This window comes from Hymenobacter sp. YIM 151858-1 (assembly GCF_025979705.1).
Classification (GTDB): domain Bacteria; phylum Bacteroidota; class Bacteroidia; order Cytophagales; family Hymenobacteraceae; genus Solirubrum.
In genome coordinates this window covers 4,141,639-4,163,284 of sequence record NZ_CP110136.1, presented here as the reverse complement: position 1 = coordinate 4,163,284, position 21,646 = coordinate 4,141,639, and the positions used below count along the sequence as shown (strand labels likewise).

Genomic DNA, 21,646 nt, shown 5'->3' with positions numbered 1-21,646 from the left:
GGCAATAGTTATAAGCCCGTCAGCAGCAGCTGTTTCAGCAGCACGCGCACCCCCAGCACCACCGCCACGATGACCACCGCACCCACAAAGCGCTGCACCTGCGGCCGCCCCGAGCGCAGCCACCGAAACAGCAGCCAAAGCCCCACGCCGGTAACCAGCAGCGAGGCCGCGCCCAGCCGCACCGAGGTAACGGTATCGAGCACGGCGCCGGTGCCCATAAACATGGTGGCAAACATGGCTACCGCAAAATCGGCGCCCTGCAGGCCCGAGGCGGGTTCTTCGTCGTCGGTCGGCTTCACGTGGTCAGCGGCTAATGGGCCCTAGGTGGTTTACAGCTCGATGGTGGCGTTGTTGTCGTCGGCGGTGGGCAGGTTGGTGGCGCGCTCCCACACGCGGTCTTTGGTCGTCAGCTCGAACACTTTGGTCATGATGCCGCGCTCTACCTCGTCGTAGGGCAGGCTGCGGCGGGCCATTACGCGCTCGGCCACTTCGGCCACCTTGTTAAGGCGGAAAGTTTCGAAGCCCGAAGCGCCGCCCCAGCTAAACGACGGAATGAACGTGCGCGGAAAACCCGCCCCGAAGATGTTGGCCGCCACGCCCACCACCGTGCCGGTGTTGAACATGGTGTTGATGCCGCACTTGCTGTGGTCGCCCATCATGAGCCCGCAAAACTGCTGGCCCGTGTTCACGAAGCGGTTGGCCGCGTGGCTCCAGATTTTCACCGGGGCGTAGTTGTTCTTCAGGTTCGAGGTGTTGGTATCGGCCCCTAGGTTGCACCACTCCCCGATTACGGAGTTGCCCACGTAGCCGTCGTGGCCTTTGTTGCTGAAGCCCATGAAGATGGAGTTGCCTACCTCGCCGCCCACCTTGCAGTGCGGGCCCACGGTGTTGTCGCCGCGCATTTTGGCCCCGGCGTTGATGTGCGCGCCCTCGCCCAGGGCCAGCGGCCCCTTGATGATGGCGCCCTCGTGCACCTGCGCGTTTTTCCCTAGGTAGATGGGGCCGTCTTCGGCGTTGAGGATAGCGGCCCGGATCTTCACGCCTTCCTCGATAAAGATGTTTTCGGGTGCGTACACGATGGTGTGCGCATCGCCCACGGGCTGCGACTGTCGGCCGGCAGTCAGCAGGGCAAAATCCTGCCGGATTTCGGCGCCGTTGCGCAAAAACAGGTGCCACGGGTGCTTAATCACCTCCACGGGCTCGGCTACGTTGTGCGTTTTGCCAAAACCTTCCTGAATGAGCTCGGCCACTTGGCTGGCCTCGGCCAGGTGCGCGGCTACCAGCAGCTCGTCGTCGTAAAGGGCCTCGCCGGGCTGCAGGGCCTGCACTTGCTGCACCAGCAGCGCATCGGGGCACACGGCGCCGTTGATTACCAGGGCCGGGCCCGCGGTGTCGCCGGCCGGGTACTTGGCTTGCAGGTAGGCCTCGGTGAGGTAGCCTACGGTTTCCTGCCCCAGGCGGCGCTGCCACTTCTCGGCAATGGTAAGGATGCCGCAGCGCAGAGCGGCCACGGGGCGGGTGAAGGTAAACGGCAGCAGGTTAGGCCGGATGGCGGGGTCGTCGAAGAGCAGAACAGTCATGTGGCGAAGGCCGGAAACGGCGGGTAGCAAGTGGGCGGCGCCCAAGGGCGCGGAGGTTGTGGCTGCAAAGTTGGCAAACAAAAAACTCCTTCCGGACGAACCGAAAGGAGTTTCAAGCAAAAAGCTAGCGCATGGTGGCCACAAGACCACGCAGCCTTACTATTTCTTCTGGTAGCGGTTGCGGAACTTCTCTACGCGGCCAGCGGTGTCGAGCAGTACGTTCTTACCCGTGTAGAAGGGGTGCGACTTGCTGCTAACTTCCACCTTGATGACGGGGTAAGTTTTGCCGTCCTCCATCGTGATGGTCTCGTTCGAGTTCATCGTCGAACGGGTGATGAATTTGAAGTCGCTCGAGGTGTCCTGAAATACAACCTCGCGGTACTCGGGGTGGATGTCCTTTTTCATGGCGCTTAATGCGGTTACTTCCTTGTAGCCCTGCCGATTTTGCGGAAGGGACGGCAAAGGTACAACCTTGACACTTAAAAGAAAAGAGCCAGAAGGTTTTCGGGGGCCGCAGCAATATAACCCGATTAAAATATCGGTATTACCTACTTTTGGGCCAGCCTATCCTCGTTAGCACCCCGTTCGTTTCTTTCCTTTGTGCCGATTTATGACGCGTAAATATCTTGTTAGCCTGTCGTTGCTGGCGTTGGTGATTACGGCCGCGGCGCTGCAGCCCATCGTGGCACGCTACCGCGCCGCGCAGCACCTGGCCCGGCTTGCAGCCGCTCCGCCGATGCGCAACCTGCTGTCGTTGCCGGGCAGCAAGGCCCTTGCCTACGGCGGCAAGTTTTCGGCCCGGCCTTTCGCTACCCGCCGCAACGCCGCCTACGGCCTGGCGGCGCGCGCCAACGACGGGGTTTCGGCCCCAAACAGCCGCCCCGGCATGCTCAGCCGCTCGTGGGGCAGCATCAAGCGCATGTTTTTGTAGGCCGATTGTGGCTCTTGAACTTTCGAAAACCGGACCTGTTCCGGTTTTTTTGTACCCGCCCGGCCTTCAGCCGGTCAGCACCTCAACCCCACTTGCCCATGCGCCTCTGCTTTGCCTCCAACAACGCCCACAAGCTCGATGAGATACGGCCGCTGCTACCTGCCCACATCGAGCTGCTCAGCCTCGCCGACATCGGTTGCCAGGAGGAGCTGCCCGAAACCCAGGCCACACTCGAAGGCAACGCCCTGCAAAAAGCACAGTACGTGTGGGAGCACTACGGCGTGCCCTGCTTTGCCGACGACACCGGCCTGGAGGTAGCGGCCCTAGGTGGCGAGCCAGGCGTGTACTCGGCCCGGTACGCGGGGCCGCAGCGCTCCGCCGCCGACAACGTGCGCAAGCTGCTGCACGAGCTCGAAGGCAAGCCCGACCGCTCGGCCCGTTTCCGGACGGTGGTGGCCCTGGTGCTGTCCGATGCCGCGCAGCACACCTTCGAGGGCACCGTGGAGGGCCGCATTACGGCCGTGCCGCGCGGCGCCGGCGGCTTCGGCTACGACCCCGTGTTTGAGCCCGCCGATTACGCCTACACCTTTGCCGAAATGCCCCTGAGCGAAAAAAATAAACTCAGCCACCGGGCCCGTGCGGTTGCCAAACTAGTCGGGTTTCTGCATCAGCAGGCGCCCTCGGCCTAGGTGCCCGGGCCGGGTTTTGCGGGCCGGCCCCAACATTTTGGCTTCGCGTACGGCCGCAACTCGCTATTTTTGCAAGGTTGGCCCTGCTGGTCGGGCCGCAGTAAGTACCCCATGCAACAACCTTTCATCGTTGGTATCACCGGCGGCAGCGCTTCCGGCAAAACCACCTTTCTGCGCCGCCTGCTCGCCTCGTTTTCAGCCGACGAAATCTGCCTGATTTCGCAGGACAACTACTACCACCCCCGCGAGGTACAGCAAGTCGACTCGCAGGGGGTTACCAATTTCGACCTCCCCTCTTCCATCGATTCGGCGGCGTATGCGGCCGACGTGCTGCGCATCAGCCAGGGCCTGGAGGTGCGCCGCAAGGAGTACACCTTCAACAACCCCAACGCCCCCGCCACGGAGTTGGTGTTTAAGCCTGCCCCCATTGTGGTGGTGGAGGGCATCTTCGTGTTTTACTTCGAGGAAGTGGCCAAGCTGCTCGATCTGAAGGTATACATCGATGCGCGGGAACACGTGAAAGTGCTGCGCCGCATTGTGCGCGACCGTGACGAGCGCGGCTACGACCTGGAGGACGTGCTGTACCGCTACACCCACCACGTAGCGCCGACGTACGAGAAGTACATCAAGCCCTTTAAGCACGACGCAGACATCATCATCCCCAACAACCGCCACTTCGACCGCGGCCTGGAGGTGCTGGTGGCCTACCTGCGCTCCAAGGTAAACGCCTCGCAGGTGTCCTAGGTCAGGCGTTGGCCGATTACACAGCAAGGGCCGCCCGGTACTACCGGGCGGCCCTTGCTGTTACTTAACGGGCTTGTTACCTAGGGCCGGTCGCGGGCCGTCCACCAGCCGAACACGGCAACCGTCAGCAACACCGCCAGCACAAAGTTGGCGTAGCGACGCACCTGCCGGGGCGTATCGAGGTCTTGCAGGGTACTGCTGGCCTTGGCGAGTTGCTGCTGATAAAACGCATCGGTGCGCACGAAAGCAGTTACCTCCTGCGGGGGCGCTACGGCCGGGCCGCTTACCTGCAGCGTAAGGTCGGAGCGCAGGGTGCGGTAGCGGCCAGTCGCGAAGTCGAAGGTGGGTACCGCCAGTATGTCGCCTAGGTTCAGGAGGCCGGGCCGGCTGGGTACCAGGCGGTAGCGCATGATTTTGCGCCCGGTTACGCGGCCGTTGGCGCGGGTTACCTCCTGGCGGGTTTCGGGGCCGTACACCTCCACGCCCACCGGAGCGCGGGCCACGGGCGGCGTCAGGGCCGTAAGGTTGCCTTCGCCCTCCACCACCAGCGTGTAGCCTATGGTTTGGCCGGTTTGGTAGCTGGTCCGGTCGATGCCTTCACGCAGGGTGTATCGGCCTACGGCCGCAGCACCCAGGCCGGCAGGCGGCGCGGGCAACGCTTTTACCTGCACCGTGCGGGGCCGCGAGTAGTACGTTTTGTAGCCGATTACGCGGCTATCGGAGCCGGGCAAGGGGCGCTTGGCCAGCCGATACTTTATCATTTGCAGCCCCACCACCGGAAAGCTGAGCGGCCGGGTGCTTAGCGGGTAATACACCGCTTCGTGCAGCCGGTAGCGCAAAAACGGCTTACCGCCCACCCGCACCGAATCGGGCCGGATGTTGGTTTCGTCGAAGGTTTCTTCCCAGGCGCCGGGTTGGCGCAGCTGGCGCAGCAAGGTGGGCAGTTGCTCGGCAAAGCGGTGAAAATCGAGCAGGCCCTGATCGGTAGGCGCCAGGTACAGGTACAGGCCTACGTGCACCGGCTCGCCCACCCACGCGGTGTTTTTGTTGGGCTCGACGGATAGAAACGCTTGGTCGGGCTGCTCGATGTACTCCTGTGGCTTGGGCTTGCCCAGCAGCTGATCGAGCAAGCCAATGCCTTGCAGCGGCTGCTTGCCGGCGGGCGGAGCGCCTGCCGAAGGTGCCTGTGCGCCTGGGGTAGCGGCCGCAGGCGGTGTAGCGGCGGGCTGCGGCACCACGTGCAATACCGCCCCGGCCGAGCGCAGCACCTGCCCGTTTACGTTCAGGCTGAAAGGTTTAAGCGTGAAGTCGCCCTCGACAAAGGCGGCATAGCGCTGCGTGAGCACCAGCTCCACGGTGCTGCGCCCTTGCGTGGTGCGCGTGGTGGTGGTAGAGGTTTTGCCGCTCTTTTTGAAGCCTTCGATATCCGGAAAGGCGGAGTACTTCTCGAGCGGGGCGCCGCTGAGCCGAATGGCAATGGTGAAGTACTCGTTGATGGGAAACGTAGTGCGCCCCAGCTCCAGGGCCGCCTGCTGGCCCGTGGGCGGCGCGCTGGCAGCGGCCGGGGGCTGAGCCGGAGCCTGCGCCCATGCCGCCGGCGCGGCGAGGCCCATCAGCCAAAGCCACCCCCAGAAAGAAAAAATCAGTCGCCAAGGCATGTAGTCAAAACTACGCAAAAAACGTGGTGGGCGGGCACCAGGGCACCTTTTGCCGGCTGCCTGCTGGGGCCTGATGTGAGGATACCTAGGCCGAAATGCAAAAAAATAACAAGGCTGCTAAATCCGACCGGGCGGGCAGCGGCGTAGGTCCCGGCAACTCCACCTGCTGCTGGCAGGCGCAGCCACCTAGGGCAAAGCGGCCCGGCGGGCACTGCGCGCGTGGCGCTTACTTATCCGTTCACCAACCATTTCACTTTCACATGGCCACCCAACAACACCACACCGGCCCCGAGGAGACAAGCGTGGGCAACCGGCTGGTTCAGCCCATCGACCGGCGCTTGTTTTTGCGCTACACCGGCCTTACCGCCTGCGCTACGGGCCTGCTGCTCGCCGGCTGCGACGATGACGACGACGAAAACATGGCCACCGACGCCGTAAAGCTCGGCTCGGGCGACATCGGGGTGCTGAACTACGCCTACGCGCTGGAGCAGCTGGAGGCCGCGTTCTACGCCCAGGTGGTGGCTACGCCTTACAGCGGCATCACGGCCGAGGAGCGCACCATTATGCAAGGCATTGCCAAGCACGAGGCCGTGCACCGCGACTTCTTTAAAGCCGCGCTGGCCAACAACGCCATCAAAGGCCTCACGCCCGATTTCTCGAAGGTGAACTTCAACGACCGCACCAGCGTGCTGAACACGGCCCGCACGTTTGAGGACCTAGGGGTGGCCGCCTACAACGGGGCCGGCCCGCTGCTTCAGAGCACGGCTTTCCTGACGCTGGCCGGCAAAATTGTGTCGGTTGAAGCGCGCCACGCGGCCATGATTCGCGACCTGATCAGCAACGGCAGCTTTGCCAACGACGTGGTAAACGCCCAGGGCCTCGACCAGGCTTTGTCGGTAGCCGATGTGCTCACGGCCGCGCAGCCCTTCATCAAAGACAAAATCGACGGTAGCCAGGTCGGCCGCTAGTCCATTCCTCAACCCTGCTAGTTTTTCTTGCAATGAACCTGTTCAAGATTCTTTCCGACCTGGAACAAGTTGACCCGGAGGTAATGGGCCGACTGAACTCCCGTCGCGATGCATTTGCGTCGCTGGGCAACATGGCCAAAAAGTTTGCTTTGGCTTCGGCGCCCATCGCCATTGGCTCGGTATTCAACAAAGCCCTGGCCCAATCGGGCAGCAGCGTAACCGATGTGCTGAACTACGCTCTGCTGCTGGAGCGCCTCGAAGAAGCGTTTTACGTGCAGGCCCTGGCCGCCCCCACGCTGGCCGTAAACCTGAGCTCGGGCAGCGCGGCGCGCGCCGCCATCCAGAAAATCAAAGACAACGAAACCGCCCACGTGCAGCTGCTGGCCTCGGCCCTGGGCAGCGCCGCGGCTCCGGCTCCGCGCGGCTTCGATTTCGGCAACGCCTTTGCCACCTACAACTCGTTCCTGACGTTTGCGCAGGCTTTCGAAGACCTAGGCGTGCGCGCTTACAAAGGCCAGGCCGGTGCCCTGAAGGGCGCCCCCAACAACGTGCTGCAAACGGCGCTGCAAATTCACTCGGTGGAGGCGCGCCACGCGGCCCACATCCGGATGATGCGCCGCGCCGCGGCGGGCGGCGGTGTTCAGCAGTTCGGCTGGATTACCAACAAGGAAGCCAACGGCGCGCCCGAGCCCATTTACGGTGGCGGCAACCCCGTAGCCGACCACCCGGCCGAGGACAACCTGATGCAGGCCGGCGTAAACCTTACCTCGCTCGGCTACACCGCTGCCGAAGTAAGCGAAGCCTTCGACGAGCCGCTCGACCGCGGCACCGTAACCACGCTGGCTACGCCCTACGTGCGCGCTTAAGCCAACGCGTTAAGCTCTTTTTTGCCGCAAAGCCGGCCTTCTTCGGAAGGTCGGCTTTGTGCGTTTACGGGGGTAAAAACAAGCCCGAATACGCTGGCACGACGGTTGCCAAGCACATCCATAAATATATTAATCCAATATTATATAATAAAAAACAAAGCTCGACTACAACCCTGCGCGCCAGGGAAAGCGTAAAGGGTTGCAATTCCTCCCCCTTGTTCATTTCGGTGTTCTCTTCTCCGGAGCCGTGCCACGGCCCCGGTCAGGTGCCTATTGCTTTTGCCATTCACCAACCAAACCCTAAATCCATTCTATGGCCACGACCAAACACTCTCCAGAGCAGGAGGAGGCAACGCAGGGCGGAGCGCTCTTGCAACCCATCCAGCGGCGCTCGTTTTTGCGCTATGCTGGTTTCTCGGCCTGTGCCACCGGCCTGCTGCTCGCCGGCTGCGGCGACGACGATGACGACGATGTGCAAAACGCCGTCGACGTAGGCTCGGGCGACAACGGGGTGCTGAACTACGCCTACGCGCTGGAGCAGCTGGAGGCCGCGTTCTACGCCCAGATAAAAACTGGCACCTACTACACAGGCCTGGCCGCGAGCAGCGCCGAGCGCATGATCCTCGACGACCTGGCCATTCATGAGAAAGCCCACGCCGATTTCTTTAAAACGGCCTTGGGCAGCGCCGCCATCAAGCAGCTGGAGCCCGATTTCTCGTCCGTTAATTTCAACGACCGCAGCAGCGTGCTCAACGCCGCCAAAGCGTTCGAAGACCTAGGGGTGGCCGCCTACAACGGCGCCGGCCGCTTTATTCAAACGCCGGCCTACCTGGTGCTGGCGGGCAAAATTGTATCGGTAGAGGCACGCCACGCGGCGCTTATCCGCGACCTGCTGGCGTACAACTCGTTTGTCGACAACGATGTGGTGGATCTGTTCTCGCCCACTTCGGCTACCTCGGGCCCGGGCGTAGGCAACGGCACCGGCCTGGAGCGCTCCAAGCGCCCGGCCGAAGTACTGACCACGGCCAACCAGTTTCTGAAGCCGGGCTCGAAGGTAAGCGCCAACAGCCTGCGCTAACCGCCGCCGAATCACCTCATCAACCTCAGCCTCTTCCGATCATGGATCTGTTTAAACTGATTACCGAAATAGAGAAAGTAGACCCCGAAGTGTACGACCGGTTCGACTCGCGCCGGCGCGTGTTCAAGCACTTCGGCACCATGGGCAAAGCCGTAACGGCCGCTACCCTGCCGGCGCTGTTCAGCGGCCTGTTTACGCGCGCCTACGGCCAAACCGGCACCCTGCCCGCCGAAATTGCCGCCGTGCTCAACCTGGCCCTGCAGCTCGAGTACCTGGAGTTCTACTTCTATGACACGGGCCTGAAATCGGCCAACCTGATTCCGGCCGCCGAGCGCCCCGGCATCGAGAAAATCCGCAACGACGAGTCGGGCCACATCAAGGTGCTGCGCGGCGCCCTGGGCTCGCAGGCCTTCAGCCAAACCGACCCGCCCGTTACCGCCTTCGACTACACCGGCGGCGGCCGTTTCCCGGATGTGTTCACCAACCAGGCCACGTACTTCGGGGTGGCCCAGGGCTTCGTGGATACCGGCGTGCGCGCCTACAAAGGCGGCGCCCCCGTGCTGATGCCCAACAAGGATTTGCTGGAAGCTGCCCTGAACATTCACTCGGTGGAGGCGCGGCACTCGTCGCACATCCGCAGCATCCGGCGCGGCGGCCCCGGCGCCATGCCCGACCTGAACAACCTCAACCAGAAGCCCAAGAGCTGGATTTCGGGTACCGACAACGGCGGCTCGGCACCGCCCACCACCGCCCCGATTTACGGCCCCGGCACCCCGGCCACCGGCGGCGCCACGGATATCTTCTTCCCGGCCGAAAGCAACATCACCCAGGCCGGCGTGAACATCCAGACCAATACCACCGGTATTGCCATTACGGTGGCGGGCGCCTCCGAGTCGTTCGACGAGCCCCTCGACGCCAACACCGTGAAGAGCATTGCGCGCTTGTTCCGGGCACCGGGCAACACCGTGCTGTTTGCCTAACCGCAGGCCTGCGGCCCCACAACGCCCACGCAAAAAGGCGGCCCCTCCGGCGAGGGGCCGCCTTTTTGCTGCCGGCCCTAGGTGCCATGCAACGCTTGGGCGGCGGGGTGGCTCGGTACCGAAAAGCCTGCTTCATTTCGCCCCGAACGGACTACCTTTGCTGTTCAGGCCTTTGCAGGCCGCTACGTATTTTCCCTCCGCATGTCCGACGCACAGTCTGCCCTCCGTCCGCAACCGGAAGTACCGCCCCGCCGCACGTTTTTGCGCCAGGCCGGTGCCCTTACCGCCGCTTCGCTGCTGCTGGCGGCCTGCGGCGACGACGACCCCGAACCCCAGCCCACGGCCACCACGTTTGAGCTGCCCACCGGCGACGCGGGCCTGGTATCGTACCTGTTTTTGCTGGAGCGCTTTTCGGCCGATTTCTACCAGCGCCTACTCGCCAGCCCCGCCCCCGACCTCTCGGCCGCCGACCTGGCCGTGCTGCGCGATGTGTACCGCCACGAGCTGATGCACCGCGACTTGCTGGCCAGCGTGATGAAAGAAAACGCGCTTGTGAGCGACATTGGCGTGAGCAGCCTGGTGGCGCTGGAGTTCAACTACGGCGCCTTTACGCTTACCACCCGCCAGGGCGTGCTCGCGGCGGCCCGCACCATCGAGGACCTAGGGACGGCCGCGCTGTGCGGGGCGGTGCGCTTGTTTTCCTCGGCGGTTTACGTGCAGCTGGCCGTGCGGCTAACGGCCGTTGAGAGCCGCCACTCTGCGGCCGTGCGCGATTTGCTGCAGCCCGGCTCGTTTGCCGCGGCCGAGGTGGTAGCCAACACCGGGGCCGATGCCGGCTTCAACCTGGCGCTGGCGCCGGCGGCCGTGCTCACCGAGCTCAGCAAGTACACCGCCGTGCCCGTTACCGGCAACGGCTTACCCACCACCTAAGGCCGGCTTTTCCATGAATCTGCTTTCGCTTCTTAATCAACTGGCCGCTGCCGATGCTTCGGAGCAGCCCACGGCCCGCCGCGGGGCGCTTTCGCAGCTGGCCCGCACGGCTGCCGCCACCTTGCCGCTGGCCCTAGGTGCCGTGGCGCAACCGGCCGTAGCCCAGCGCGCTGGCACCCAGCTCGATGCCTTGCTGCTGCTGCTGCAGGTGGAGTGGCTCCAGGATGAGTTTTACAGCCGCGTGCTGGGCACCACGCCTGTTTCGCCGCCCGTGTCGGCCGCGTTGGTACCGGCTGCCATTCAGCCCGACCTTACCCTGATTCGCGCCCAGCAGCGCCAGCACATTGTGCAGTTCGAGGCTCTGGTGGCCAGCTCGGGCGGCGTGCTGCCGGCCCGCCCCCGCTACGACTTTACGGGCAGCCGGGGCGGTGCGCAAGCCGCTGCCTTTGCCGATGTGTTTTCGAACACCGACACCATGCTGGCCGTGGCCCAAACCCTCGAGGACCTGGCCGTGCGCGCCTACCTAGGGCAAATGGTGCTGCTTCAGAGCAATGATGCCCTCCTGACGCTGGCCACCCGCGGCCTGGCTACCGAAGGCCGCCACGCCGCGCACCTGCGCCAGCTGCGCCGCCAGCGCGGCGCCAGCGTAAAGCACTGGGTTAGCGGCACCGACAATGGCGGCCCCGTGCCCCCAACCACCGCACCCGTGTACGCCGGCGAAGACCGTACGCGCCAGCTCGTAACCGTTACCCGCGAGGTCGACCTGAGCACCCTGACGCCCCTGTTGCCCATTACGCCGGCCCTCACCGATGCCGAAAAACGCGCCGCAGCCACCGAGGCCATCGACGAGCCGCTTACGGCCTCGGCCGTACAGGCGGTGGTGGCGCTGTTCACTGCCTAGGGCCCTGCCAGCCTGCAAGTTAATCCCCCGTTAAGCCGAGCTTAACGGGGGATTATTTTTTGCTGTCGACTGAACAATACTCTTGCATTTTGAATTCTAAATATTGTACCTTTCTCCGTAGCGAAACGGCAGCTACAAAGTTCATTCAGCTTTTTTCGTTGTTGAACGTATAGAGAGCCGCCGCTACACAGATGGCGTTTTTACCCCACCCAAAACACTATCACCTACTACAATGCTGGAATATGTAAAAACCATCCTCCAAAAAGTCAGCTTCGACCGAATGCTGTTTGAGAAGGAACTTCGGAAAGCCCTGCGCACGCTCGTGCCCGACGAAGTAAGCCAACTAAAGGCGTGGTGCTACCAGCAGTTCTCCAAACTTTACCGTCGCGTGCTGAACCGGGTTTTCCGGCAGGTGCGCCTAGCTTAAGCCGGGTTCGGTTTCGGGCGCGCTCAGCAAAGGCTCGCCCGAAACAAACCGGATGTTGCGCGTGAGGCCCTGGAAGCCGGTGCGCTTCACGGCCGAGTGCCGAAACAATGCCTGAAATACTTCCTGCGTGATTTCCCGCCAGTCTGCCTCGCGCATCTCCTTCAGGTGCGGGTGCGGCCGAAACTGCTCCTCCTCGGTAGCCCGCGAAAAGCGGTTCCAGGGACACACATCCTGGCAGATATCACACCCAAATATCCAATTGCCCAGCCGACCCTGTACGTCGGCGGGCAATTGCTCTTTTAGCTCGATGGTGAAGTAGCTGATGCACTTGCTGCCATCTACCACGTAGGGCTCGGTTATGGCCTGGGTGGGGCAGGCATCGAGGCAGCGCGTGCAGGAGCCGCAGTAGTCGCGAATGGGGCCGTCGTAGCTGAGCTCCACGTCCACGATCAGCTCGGCAATGAAATAGAACGAGCCCGCGCCCGGCGTAATCAGGTTGGAGTTCTTGCCCACCCAGCCCAAGCCGCTCTTTTTGGCCCAAGCCTTGTCGAGCACCGGCGCCGAATCGACGAACGCCCGCCCGCCAACCTCGCCGATGTGCGCCTGCATGTCCTGCAGCAGGGTTTTCAGCTTGTCTTTGATGACGTGGTGGTAGTCGCGGCCGTAGGCGTATTTGCTGACTTTGAGCGTGTCGTCGGGTTGCTGGTCTTCGGCGGCGGGGTAGTAGTTCAGCAGCAGCGAAATCACCGACTTGGCGCCATCCACGAGCAAGCGGGGGTCGAGGCGCTTATCGAAGTGGTTTTCCATCCAGCGCATCTGGCCCTGCATGCCGCGCGCCAGCCATTGCTCCAGCCTAGGCGCTTCCTCCTCCAGAAACTCGGCCTTAGAGATGCCGCACGCCATAAAGCCCAGCTCCGCCGCCCGCCGTTTAATAAAGGCGGTGTGTTCGAGGCGGATGAGGTCGGAGGCAAGCATGAGGGCAAAGGTCGGAAGAAGTAACGCAGCGTATAGCCGGGCAAAAGCACAACGGCAGCTGCAGATCCGGCAACACCGCGCACCGGCTGCCAGTTTCGGCTGGCGCCGTCAGCGGCACTCCAGAATGTCACCCGGCTGGCAATCCAACGCTTTGCACAGGGCTTCGAGGGTGCTGAAACGAACAGCTTTGGCTTTGCCGGTCTTTAAAATCGACAGATTGGCCAGCGTTAGATCAACTTTTTCCGAAAGCTCGCTCAGGGTCATTTTCCGCCGGGCCATCATCACGTCGAGGTTCACAACTATGGGCATCGCCTAAACCGTCAGGGCGTTTTCGGCCTGCAGGTCAGTGCCTTTCTGAAACACCTGCGCAATAACGAAGATGATGCCGGCCAGGAACAGAAACTCGCCGTACGACCACGTGGGCACCTCCGCAACCACTCTTTTGGCCAGCCATTTGGTGTAGTTGCTGGTCGCCAGGGCTACTATGCCCGCACTCAGCGCAACGCGACTGATTTTGGTGATGAGGGCAGCCACCGGCAGGCTGAACGGCGCGGCAAAATCGATTTTTTGAAAGATACGGATGACCAGGTAAGCCAGGTACGCCTTGGTGGCCAGAAAGTAAACCTCGAGCGACACCACCGCTCCGTAGTGCACTTCGCTAACGCTTCTCAATGCCGACAGATCAAGGCCCTGGTACAAGTCGCGCGCCGCGGCCGGGCTGATGAACTCACTCACGAAGAATGAAACCAATACGGCGCCGGTTTCAATGCACAAGCCGATGAACAGCACCCAGAACACGCCGTGCATGATTTTCAGTACAAGTGTGGGGTTGGTTTCCATGATGGGTACAGTGTTGTAAATGACCTACGCCTGGCCTGCTTTGCTTTGGGCAAAGGGCTTTTTACACCGCAAATATCAATAAATTTTTATCGATAATCAATAAAAACACCAAATATTTTATCACCTAGAACCGCGTCATGGTTTGCCGGATACGACAGACACCAAGCAGCAGCTTGTGGGTTGTTGCCCTTGGGATGCCGTTTGGCGCTACTACCCTGGTTACTTCTCCGTGCTGACGTCGTCGGCTAGGTTGCCGCGCGGGTGCTGCAGAATTGGGTGGCCAACGAGTGTGCCTGCTCCATGCCTTTATTTGGCGTTGGGCACCTAGGGAGCCTAGGCTGTGTCTGTAAACTCCAGAACGGTCATGCTGAGCCTGTCGAAGCATCTCTACCGCTTCGGTGAACGAGCCCAGACGAAGCGGTAGAGATGCTTCGACAGGCTCAGCATGACGACTAGGAGGCTTGAAGCAACTTTTCAGACACAGCCTAAACCCTAAGCAAGCCACGAAACCCTCTGGAGGAGTAGTAAGACTGCGCCGTGTTGTGGTACACGAAAACCCGGCCGTACCGGAAATCGGCAAACAGCGCCCCGCCGAGCTTGCGCACGGAGGCAGGGGTTTGCAACCAGCTTGAGGTTTTGGCATCGAACCGGCCGAGTTGCTGCAAGCTTCGGTATTGTTCTTCCGTCAGCAGCTCAATGCCCATAGCGGCGGCCATGTCGAGGGCGTTGTGTGCGGGCTTATGCTCCTTTCGCGCCTCCAAACCCTCACGGTCGTAACACACACTCCGCCGACCTAGGGGCGTTTCGGCCGAGCAGTCGCAGAACAGGTATTCGCCAGTTGCTGCATCGAATCCAATTGCGTCGGGTTCTCCGCCGGTTCGTTCCATTTCCGAGAGCGACCAAAGCTTTGCTGAATTTGCCTCCAAGCGGGCTTGCACGTCGGTCCACACGCACTCCTCGTGGCGCTGCATGTGCTGGGCAAACCGCGTCTTCAGGATAATCAGCAATTCTTGTTGCTGAGAAACTGATAATTGTTGGGCTTGCGGGTGTACGCCGGTATCCATACCTATCTATTTCGGTTGCGTTAGTGCGTTTGTTGCCTATAGCGAGCCAAGCGCAGGGGGCCAAAAAGTTAAGGCAAAAGCAAGCCGGCGTTAGGGTTGCTCTCGGCCAACAAAACGGTTTTTACCCAGCAGGAACCCGATGGCACGTTCGACATTGCGCCCCAAGCTTTCTTCGTTTTTGAGGCGGCACAGGTAACGAATCAATTCCTTTTGCCTCGAGGGCGAAAGCCCGTTGTAGACTTGTTGAGCTTCGGGCACCTTGGCCAACGCTTGCTCAAACGCAGGGCAGCTTGGCACCTCCGGAGCTTCTGAATTGTATTCGATGGTTATGGACAGCACCTCTCCAATGCGGCGGGGCGAGTTAGCCAACATCGTCAGATTGATGTACAAGCGCCATTCGCCGGCGTAGCGCACCAACGTCTGCTGATAAGGCTTTTCGTTAACTGTGCCGTGCACGCGTATAGGGCCTTTGCTGCGTCCTGCTTTAGAGAATATATCAGCCAGTACATCCTCAGGCACGTGCACAAAGGGGTTCACTCCTATCAGCTCAAGGGTAGCGGCAAAAGCGTGCATGCGCAGCCAATTTAACGCAAAAACGCACCGCCAAATGGCGGTGCGTTTTTGCATGATGAATCAAGGGTTACTCCTGCGTGAACAAGTCGCCGGCTAAGTTGCCGCGCATGTGCTGCGGCAGCGGGCGCCCTAGGTGCGTGTAGGCCTGCTCGGTGGCCTCGCGGCCGCGCGAGGTGCGCTTGATGTAGCCTTCCTGAATCAGGAACGGTTCGTACACTTCCTCGATGGTTTCGGCTTCTTCGCCGCAAGCCGTGGCAATGGTGGTGATGCCCACCGGGCCGCCCTTGAACTTATCAATGATGGTGCTGAGGATGCGCTTGTCCATGTCGTCGAGGCCTTGCGAGTCCACGTCGAGGGCGCCGAGGGCAAACTGGGCAATATCGCGGGTAATGGTGCCGGTGCCCTTAATCTGGGCGAAGTCGCGGGTGCGGCGCAGCAGGTTGTTGGAGATGCGGGGCGTACCGCGCGAGCGGCGGGCAATTTCGAAGGCGGCGTCCTCGTGGATGGGCGTACCCAGGATTTCGGCCGAGCGCTGCACAATATCGGTGAGCAGTTTGGCATCGTAGTACTCGAGGCGCGACGAGATGCCGAAGCGGGCCCGCAGCGGCGCCGTGAGCATGCCCGAGCGCGTGGTGGCCCCGATGAGCGTGAACGGCGACAGCGAAATCTGCACGGAGCGGGCGTTGGGGCCCGAGTCGAGCATGATGTCGATGCGGTAATCCTCCATGGCCGAGTACAGGTACTCCTCCACCACGGGGTTGAGGCGGTGAATCTCGTCGATGAAGAGGACGTCGTGCGGATCGAGGTTGGTGAGCAGACCCGCCAGGTCGGAGGGCTTGTCGAGCACCGGGCCCGAGGTCATCTTGATGCCCGAGCCCAGCTCGTTGGCGATGATGTGCGACAACGTGGTTTTGCCGAGGCCGGGAGGCCCGTGCAGCAGTACGTGGTCGAGGGCATCGCCGCGCTGCTTGGCAGCGGCCACAAATACTTTCAGGTTTTCCACCACCTTGGCCTGACCGGTAAAATCGTCGAAGCTGAGGGGGCGCAGGGCCTTGTCTATTTCTTTATCGGTGGCGTCCATGTGGGAGTTGCCACCTGTCAGGTACGATTCGCGCATACGAAACGAAGGTAGTTCGGCGGTCGAAGTTTCAGAGCTAAGGTAACAGCGGGGGGCCCGAAAATGTCCCGCACGCACAACGTTTTTAGCAAATAAATAGCCGAACTCATATCGTCTGCTAACAAAGTTAGCTTTCAACTCATGGCTAGGTTACCGGAAAGCGAAAGCCCGGCTCTGGTTTTCCAAAGCCGGGCTTCTGGCTGCCTTGCAACAAGCCTTGGCCCTGCAGGAGAGCAGTAGGCTAATGCTATCGAATGAGGTGGCAGTTGAATATGCGCCCAGGCTACACTTGGTTGCCGCTACGCGAGCCTTTTTGGGCGCTTTGGCCGCCATCGTGCGAGTTGCCCTGCGAGCGGTGCGTGCCCTGGGCGCTGGGCGTGCGCAGGTGGCTTTGGTCGTCGCGCTTCGAGCCGCCGCCTTGCGTGCCGCCCTGGTCGGCGTCGCGGCTGCGGGTGTTGGTGTCTTGCACCAGGCCTCCCGAGCCTAGGTTGTTGGCACCCGAGCCGGCCGAGGTTTTGGCAATGCCATCGGAGGTGCCGTCGTCGGCAATGGTGTTGAAATCCTGCGTGGCGTCGCCGTCGTCGTTGGGGTTGCGGTCGTGATGGCGCGGCGGGTTGTTGCGGTCGGGCTGGTAGCGGCTTTCGGGCGCGTTGCGGTAGTTTTCCTTATCCTCTTCGCGGCGCTGCTGGCGGCGCTCATCTGCGTTCTGAGACATAGCGGTTGGGTGCTTGGTTGAGATACGCTATACGGCCGCCAGCCCCGCTAAGGTACTGACGAGCTGACTATTATACCATGCCGGGGCGGGCATTGCGCAGATAACCAGCCCGTGGCATAAAGGCGTTACAGGAGCTTATTGCCGCGTTGGGCCAGGCCTTGGTGCAGCCCTAGGTGGCTGGCCGGCGTAGTGCGCAAGGCAGCCAGGATTTGCGTTATTTCCGCCTGTCTTTCGTGGCCGAAGGCTTCCCTCGCCCAATACCATCCTCCCGCATTCCCCCCCTCCCACATGCGCCGCGTATTGCCGGTAATTGTACTGGCTCAGTTTTGCTGTACCTCGCTTTGGTTTGCCGGCAACGCCGTAGCCCCCGACATAGCGCGGCAGTTTGGGCTGGCCGATCATTTCGTGGCCAACCTTACCAGTGCCGTGCAGCTGGGTTTTATCAGCGGCACACTGGTATTTGCAGCGTTGGCCATTGCCGACCGCTTTTCGCCCTCGCGGGTGTTTTTGGTGAGTGCCCTGTTGGCGGCCTTGTGCAACCTGGGCGTGCTGGGGGCCAATGAGGCAGCACACCTGCTGATGCTGCGCTTTCTGACGGGCTTTTTTCTGGCGGGCATCTACCCCGTGGGCATGAAAATCGCCTCCGACTACTACCAGGCGGGCCTAGGTAAATCGTTGGGCTTTTTGGTGGGGGCGCTGGTGCTGGGCACCGCTTTTCCGCACTTGCTCCGGAGTGCCACTACCCTGCTGCCCTGGCATTACGTACTGGTAGCAACCTCGGCGCTGGCTACGCTGGGCGGCGCGGCCATGGTGCTACTGGTACCCGATGGGCCTTACCGCCGGGTGGGCCAACGGCTGCGCCTTACGGCTATGTTAGAGGGTTTTCGGGTGCCGCGTTTCCGGGCGGCAGCGTTTGGGTACTTCGGCCACATGTGGGAGTTATACACGTTTTGGGCGTTTGTGCCCGCTATGCTCAGCACTTACAACCGCTTGCACCTAGGGGCCGAGTTGCCCGTGCCCTTGCTTTCGTTTCTGATTATTGGCGGGGGTGCGCTGGCCTGCACGGGCGGCGGCTTGCTTTCGCAGGTGGTACCGGGCCGCAAGGTGGCCCTAGGTGCGCTGGCCTTGTCGGGCTTGTGCTGCGTGGCCTCGCCGCTGCTCTTGCGCGTGGGTTACCCTCCGTTGCTGCTCGCCTTTTTGGTTTGCTGGGGGCTGGTGGTGGTGGCCGATTCGCCGCTGTTCTCGACGCTGGTGGCGCAAAGCGCGCCGGAAGCCACGCGCGGTACGGCGCTTACCATCGTCAACTGCCTGGGCTTTGCCATTACGGTGGTCAGCATTCAGGCCACCAGCTGGCTTGCCGGCTACCTAGGCCCGCACGACGTGTACCTGGTGCTGGCCCTAGGTCCGGCGGCGGGGCTGCTGGCGCAGAAGAGTTGTTAGCTGCTGGCTGTTGGCTATCAGCTGTTAGCGGCATCCCTACTTGCTGATAGCTAACAGCTAACAACTGACAGCTAATAGCTTATTCATGCAGCAGCACCTCGATGTTGAGGTACAGCCAATCTTCTTCCCACGATTTGAAGGTGAGCTGCGCCGTGATGCAGCGGCCGGCGTCGAGCAAGCGGGCTACGGTTTCGTTGCGGCCCTCGGGCAGATAGCCCAGCCACACGTCGCCGGCTTCGGGGCGGGTACGCACCTGCACGGCCCAATCGTCGTAGGGGCTGTCGGCCTCGCGGCGGAGCACCAGCGGCTGGCCTTCGTGGAGTTGCGGCTCGTATTGGGCCAGGTTTTCGCGGTGCGAAGTGCCGGCAACCAGGCATTCCAGAATAACCAGCGGCGCGGCAGAAGAAGTATCGGTGGGCATGTGGCGGAAGGCTAGCGAGTTGCAAAGTAACGCGGCGCGGCGGTTCATCATACCGCTGCGTAGCCCTCGGCATACGTATGTTTCTTTGCGCCGCTGCCGGGCTTACTCGTTTCCCTAGGTGCCCGGCGCACCCTCAGCCTATGTACAGCAAAACCGAAGCCGCTCAACTCCGCCAAGCGTTCTGGACCGCCCTGGGCCAATACATGCGCCCAATCCTGTCGTCGGAAGGCTTGCCCGTGACCTGGATCAACTACAAAACCGGCCTCAAAAACGTGTACTTCCGCATGCACGCCGACACGCGCCGGGCCAGCATCGGCATCGAAATAACCCACGCCGACGCTGGGTTGCGCGAGCTGTTCTTCGAGCAGTTTAAAGAGCTGCGCCCGATGCTGGAGGAAACCCTAGGTGAACCGTGGGTGTGGGAGCTGGAGGCCACCGACGAGTACGGACAGCCGCTCAGCCGCATTTATCAAGAGCTTACCGGCGTGAACATGTACAACCGCGAGCATTGGCCCGAGCTGATTTCATTTTTCAAGCCTAGGCTGGTGGCGCTGGATGCGTTCTGGAGCACGGCGCAGTATGCGTTTGATGAGCTGCGGTGAGGCGGTCTGCGGCTCGGCATCTACTGCTTCCTGCCTTAATCGTGCATTACTACTTGTAGCTCTTGCTTTTTGCACCAACGGTTGCCAACCTTCTTGAAAACGTACGTTTGCTCAGGGCCACCGCTCGATTGGATGGTGACCAGCGCACTACGATGGTTTCTTGCAAAGACTAAGCGCGAAATGACGTACTGCCATTGTGTACGGTATCGTTCAGCTACTCTGCTCTGCAACTGATTTCGCTCCCAGGGGTTAAGCCGCTTGTACATGGCGTGTAGGGTACCAGATGGCAGCACCCTGATCCACGGCTGTTGAAATTGTTGTTGGGTGTAGAAGATAATCGGCTTGGTTACCAGTTGTTGCTGCATGTAGGCCAAGTCCGCCGGGCTAAAATACTTCAGCAATACCGCTTGCACCTCCGCCTTCTCTTCTGCCGAATAAGCCGCCAATAATCCCGCGTCTGTTCTGTTGGCCACATAATTTACCAACAAAAGGACTACGCTTGAATCCGGCTTTGCGTGCTCCTTCTCGAACGTGCGGCTCTCCTCCCAGCCCAACTCCCACGGCGCTTTGGGAATGGCGGAATAGTACAAATGCATCATCACCCCTTCGGTCAACTCGTGTACCAGCCTCCCAGGTACACCCTGCGCCAGGATTTTGACGAATGGCACAAGCATAAAGCAAAGTAGGCTGAGCAGCTGTTTCATCAGATTAAAAACACAAACGGCCACCCCATGCTTGAGGCGGCCGTTTTGCTTAGCTATTCATTAATCTACTTGAACGCCTGAATGCCCGTAATATCAGCACCCGTAATCAGCAGGTGAATATCGTGGGTGCCTTCGTAGGTAATGACCGACTCCAGGTTCATCATGTGGCGCATGATGGGGTACTCGCCGGTAATGCCCATGCCGCCGTGGATTTGGCGGGCCTCGCGGGCAATGTGCAGGGCCATGTCAACGGAGTTGCGCTTGGCCATCGAAATCTGGGCCGAGGTGGCTTTGCCCTCGTTCTTCAGCACACCTAGGCGCCAGGCCATCAGCTGGGCTTTGGTGATTTCGGTAATCATTTCGGCCAGCTTTTTCTGCTGCAGCTGGTAGGCGGCAATCGGCTTGCCGAACTGCTCGCGCTGCAGCGAGTACTTCAGGGCCGACTCGTAGCAGTCGATGGCGGCACCAATGGCGCCCCAGGCAATACCAAAGCGGGCCGAGTCGAGGCACGAGAGCGGGCCGCGCAGGCCATCGACGTTGGGCAGCAGATTTTCTTTGGGCACGCGCACGTTGTCGAACACCAGCTCGCCGGTGCACGAAGCGCGCAGGCTCCACTTGTTGTGGATTTCGGGCGTAGTGAAGCCTTCCATGCCGCGCTCCACAATGAGGCCCTTGATGCGGCCCTCTTCGTTTTTGGCCCACACCACGGCTACCTGGCACTCGGGCGAGTTGCTGATCCACAGCTTGGTGCCGTTGAGCAGGTAGTAGTCGCCCATGTCCTTGATGTTGGTAACCATGCCGCCGGGGTTCGAGCCGTGGTCGGGCTCCGTCAGGCCAAAGCAGCCCAGCCACTCGCCCGAGGCCAGCTTGGGCAGGTACTTGCGGCGCTGCTCCTCGGAGCCGTACTGGTAAATGGGGAACATCACCAGCGAGCCTTGCACCGAGGCGGTGGAGCGCATGCCGGAGTCGCCGCGCTCAATTTCCTGCATAATCAGGCCGTAGCTGATGTAGTCGAGGCCGCCGCCGCCGTACTCCGTAGGGATGGTGGGGCCGAACGCGCCTACCTCGCCAAACTTGCGCACGATTTCGGAGGGGAAGTGCCCTTCCTGCGCCCACCGTTCGATGTTAGGCGAAATCTCGCGCTTCACGAAGTCGCGGATGGTTTGGCGAATGAGCTTGTGCTCGTCGGTGAGCAGCCCGTCGATGTCGTAGTAATCGGTGAAACCGGCGGCGTTCAGGGAGCCTTTGTTTTGCTGCACCTGCGCTTTCGGGGAGAGTACGTCGGCTTGGGAGGACATATGCGGAAACTTGTTGGGTGGGAAGCTCAAAGATAAAAATTTCGGGGCGTGCCCAACGGCCCGCCTTACCCGGCCCGTTGCATACGTACAACACGCTGCCGGCAATGCGGTTCCGCAGCGGGCACCTAGGGTTTTGCTCATCCCA

The 21,646-nt window shown here is 61.4% G+C and carries 26 protein-coding genes; 12 read left to right on the top strand and 14 right to left on the bottom strand.

The genetic code is table 11. The annotated features are described in order from the left end of the window. Positions 1-8 precede the first annotated feature (8 nt). The 3 genes from OIS50_RS18530 to OIS50_RS18520 all read right to left on the bottom strand — a co-directional run bounded on the left by OIS50_RS18530 (position 9) and on the right by OIS50_RS18520 (position 1,985). On the bottom strand, positions 9-299 hold the full coding sequence (locus OIS50_RS18530; protein ID WP_264692123.1) for a hypothetical protein: 291 nt from the start codon (positions 297-299) through the stop codon (positions 9-11). Positions 300-329: 30 nt separating this feature from the next. Then, positions 330-1,580: a GlmU family protein gene (locus tag OIS50_RS18525; protein WP_264692122.1), complete on the bottom strand. Its 1,251-nt coding sequence runs from the start codon at positions 1,578-1,580 to the stop codon at positions 330-332. 159 nt (positions 1,581-1,739) lie between these two features. Continuing rightward, entirely contained in the window at positions 1,740-1,985 is a 246-nt protein-coding gene (locus OIS50_RS18520) for a type B 50S ribosomal protein L31 (RefSeq protein WP_264692121.1), read from the bottom strand. 205 nt (positions 1,986-2,190) lie between these two features. On the opposite strand from OIS50_RS18520, the gene OIS50_RS18515 reads away from it, so the two are divergent. From OIS50_RS18515 to OIS50_RS18505, 3 genes are all read left to right on the top strand, one after another. After that, a complete protein-coding gene (locus tag OIS50_RS18515; RefSeq protein WP_264692120.1) occupies positions 2,191-2,511 on the top strand; it encodes a hypothetical protein in 321 nt (106 codons plus the stop codon). 98 nt (positions 2,512-2,609) lie between these two features. Next, positions 2,610-3,200 carry a non-canonical purine NTP diphosphatase gene (locus tag OIS50_RS18510; RefSeq protein WP_264692119.1) on the top strand — a complete coding sequence of 197 codons (591 nt, stop codon included), beginning with the start codon at positions 2,610-2,612 and terminating at the stop codon, positions 3,198-3,200. A 111-nt stretch (positions 3,201-3,311) separates the two neighbouring features. Further along, positions 3,312-3,944 carry a uridine kinase family protein gene (locus OIS50_RS18505; protein ID WP_264692118.1) on the top strand — a complete coding sequence of 211 codons (633 nt, stop codon included), beginning with the start codon at positions 3,312-3,314 and terminating at the stop codon, positions 3,942-3,944. 80 nt (positions 3,945-4,024) lie between these two features. On the opposite strand, the gene OIS50_RS18500 is transcribed toward OIS50_RS18505, so the two are convergent. After that, a complete protein-coding gene (locus OIS50_RS18500) occupies positions 4,025-5,602 on the bottom strand; it encodes a BatD family protein (RefSeq protein ID WP_264692117.1) in 1,578 nt (525 codons plus the stop codon). Positions 5,603-5,862: 260 nt separating this feature from the next. Here OIS50_RS18500 and OIS50_RS18495 point away from each other — a divergent pair, with 260 nt between their 5' ends. The 7 genes from OIS50_RS18495 to OIS50_RS18465 all read left to right on the top strand — a co-directional run bounded on the left by OIS50_RS18495 (position 5,863) and on the right by OIS50_RS18465 (position 11,752). Continuing rightward, the gene (locus OIS50_RS18495) at positions 5,863-6,570 is read left to right on the top strand and encodes a ferritin-like domain-containing protein (protein WP_264692116.1); all 708 of its coding nucleotides are present in this window, start codon (positions 5,863-5,865) and stop codon (positions 6,568-6,570) included. Between the two features lie 32 nt (positions 6,571-6,602). After that, a complete protein-coding gene (locus tag OIS50_RS18490; protein WP_264692115.1) occupies positions 6,603-7,436 on the top strand; it encodes a ferritin-like domain-containing protein in 834 nt (277 codons plus the stop codon). A gap of 313 nt (positions 7,437-7,749) precedes the next feature. Beyond that, a complete protein-coding gene (locus tag OIS50_RS18485; RefSeq protein WP_264692114.1) occupies positions 7,750-8,514 on the top strand; it encodes a ferritin-like domain-containing protein in 765 nt (254 codons plus the stop codon). A 41-nt stretch (positions 8,515-8,555) separates the two neighbouring features. Further along, positions 8,556-9,494 (top strand): ferritin-like domain-containing protein, encoded by a 939-nt coding sequence (locus OIS50_RS18480; RefSeq protein WP_264692113.1) that lies wholly within the window; start codon positions 8,556-8,558, stop codon positions 9,492-9,494. A gap of 201 nt (positions 9,495-9,695) precedes the next feature. Continuing rightward, positions 9,696-10,424, top strand: a complete 729-nt coding sequence (locus tag OIS50_RS18475) for a ferritin-like domain-containing protein (RefSeq protein ID WP_264692112.1) — start codon at positions 9,696-9,698, stop codon at positions 10,422-10,424. Between the two features lie 13 nt (positions 10,425-10,437). Next, on the top strand, positions 10,438-11,325 hold the full coding sequence (locus OIS50_RS18470; protein ID WP_264692111.1) for a ferritin-like domain-containing protein: 888 nt from the start codon (positions 10,438-10,440) through the stop codon (positions 11,323-11,325). Between the two features lie 232 nt (positions 11,326-11,557). Next, complete coding sequence (locus tag OIS50_RS18465; protein ID WP_119446095.1) at positions 11,558-11,752, top strand: hypothetical protein; 195 nt, start codon at positions 11,558-11,560, stop codon at positions 11,750-11,752. Here the strand turns inward: OIS50_RS18465 and queG are convergent. The 7 genes from queG to OIS50_RS18430 all read right to left on the bottom strand — a co-directional run bounded on the left by queG (position 11,744) and on the right by OIS50_RS18430 (position 17,036). Further along, on the bottom strand, positions 11,744-12,727 hold the full coding sequence (queG, locus tag OIS50_RS18460; RefSeq protein WP_264692110.1) for a tRNA epoxyqueuosine(34) reductase QueG: 984 nt from the start codon (positions 12,725-12,727) through the stop codon (positions 11,744-11,746). The two genes, OIS50_RS18465 and queG, sit on opposite strands and share 9 nt — an antisense overlap. Before the next feature lie 108 nt (positions 12,728-12,835). Then, on the bottom strand, positions 12,836-13,036 hold the full coding sequence (locus OIS50_RS18455) for a helix-turn-helix domain-containing protein (protein ID WP_264692109.1): 201 nt from the start codon (positions 13,034-13,036) through the stop codon (positions 12,836-12,838). Between the two features lie 3 nt (positions 13,037-13,039). After that, a complete protein-coding gene (locus tag OIS50_RS18450) occupies positions 13,040-13,567 on the bottom strand; it encodes a DUF2975 domain-containing protein (protein WP_264692108.1) in 528 nt (175 codons plus the stop codon). A gap of 485 nt (positions 13,568-14,052) precedes the next feature. Next, a complete protein-coding gene (locus tag OIS50_RS18445) occupies positions 14,053-14,631 on the bottom strand; it encodes a DUF4256 domain-containing protein (RefSeq protein WP_264692107.1) in 579 nt (192 codons plus the stop codon). Between the two features lie 90 nt (positions 14,632-14,721). Then, entirely contained in the window at positions 14,722-15,258 is a 537-nt protein-coding gene (locus OIS50_RS18440) for a YdeI/OmpD-associated family protein (RefSeq protein ID WP_264692106.1), read from the bottom strand. Positions 15,259-15,271: 13 nt separating this feature from the next. Next, complete coding sequence (gene ruvB, locus OIS50_RS18435; RefSeq protein ID WP_264692104.1) at positions 15,272-16,321, bottom strand: Holliday junction branch migration DNA helicase RuvB; 1,050 nt, start codon at positions 16,319-16,321, stop codon at positions 15,272-15,274. A 283-nt stretch (positions 16,322-16,604) separates the two neighbouring features. Continuing rightward, on the bottom strand, positions 16,605-17,036 hold the full coding sequence (locus OIS50_RS18430; RefSeq protein ID WP_264692103.1) for a hypothetical protein: 432 nt from the start codon (positions 17,034-17,036) through the stop codon (positions 16,605-16,607). Positions 17,037-17,324: 288 nt separating this feature from the next. On the opposite strand from OIS50_RS18430, the gene OIS50_RS18425 reads away from it, so the two are divergent. Then, positions 17,325-18,476, top strand: a complete 1,152-nt coding sequence (locus OIS50_RS18425) for an MFS transporter (RefSeq protein WP_264692102.1) — start codon at positions 17,325-17,327, stop codon at positions 18,474-18,476. 79 nt (positions 18,477-18,555) lie between these two features. Here OIS50_RS18425 and OIS50_RS18420 read toward each other — a convergent pair whose 3' ends face one another. Further along, positions 18,556-18,897, bottom strand: coding sequence for an HIRAN domain-containing protein (locus OIS50_RS18420; protein WP_264692101.1), 342 nt, complete (start codon positions 18,895-18,897; stop codon positions 18,556-18,558). Positions 18,898-19,037: 140 nt separating this feature from the next. On the opposite strand from OIS50_RS18420, the gene OIS50_RS18415 reads away from it, so the two are divergent. Beyond that, the gene (locus OIS50_RS18415; RefSeq protein WP_264692100.1) at positions 19,038-19,499 is read left to right on the top strand and encodes a DUF4268 domain-containing protein; all 462 of its coding nucleotides are present in this window, start codon (positions 19,038-19,040) and stop codon (positions 19,497-19,499) included. Positions 19,500-19,534: 35 nt separating this feature from the next. Here OIS50_RS18415 and OIS50_RS18410 read toward each other — a convergent pair whose 3' ends face one another. Together OIS50_RS18410 and OIS50_RS18405 are read right to left on the bottom strand one after the other, a co-directional pair. Further along, positions 19,535-20,203, bottom strand: a complete 669-nt coding sequence (locus tag OIS50_RS18410) for a hypothetical protein (protein WP_264692099.1) — start codon at positions 20,201-20,203, stop codon at positions 19,535-19,537. A gap of 65 nt (positions 20,204-20,268) precedes the next feature. Next, a complete protein-coding gene (locus OIS50_RS18405; RefSeq protein WP_264692098.1) occupies positions 20,269-21,501 on the bottom strand; it encodes an acyl-CoA dehydrogenase family protein in 1,233 nt (410 codons plus the stop codon). Positions 21,502-21,646: the final 145 nt, after the last annotated feature.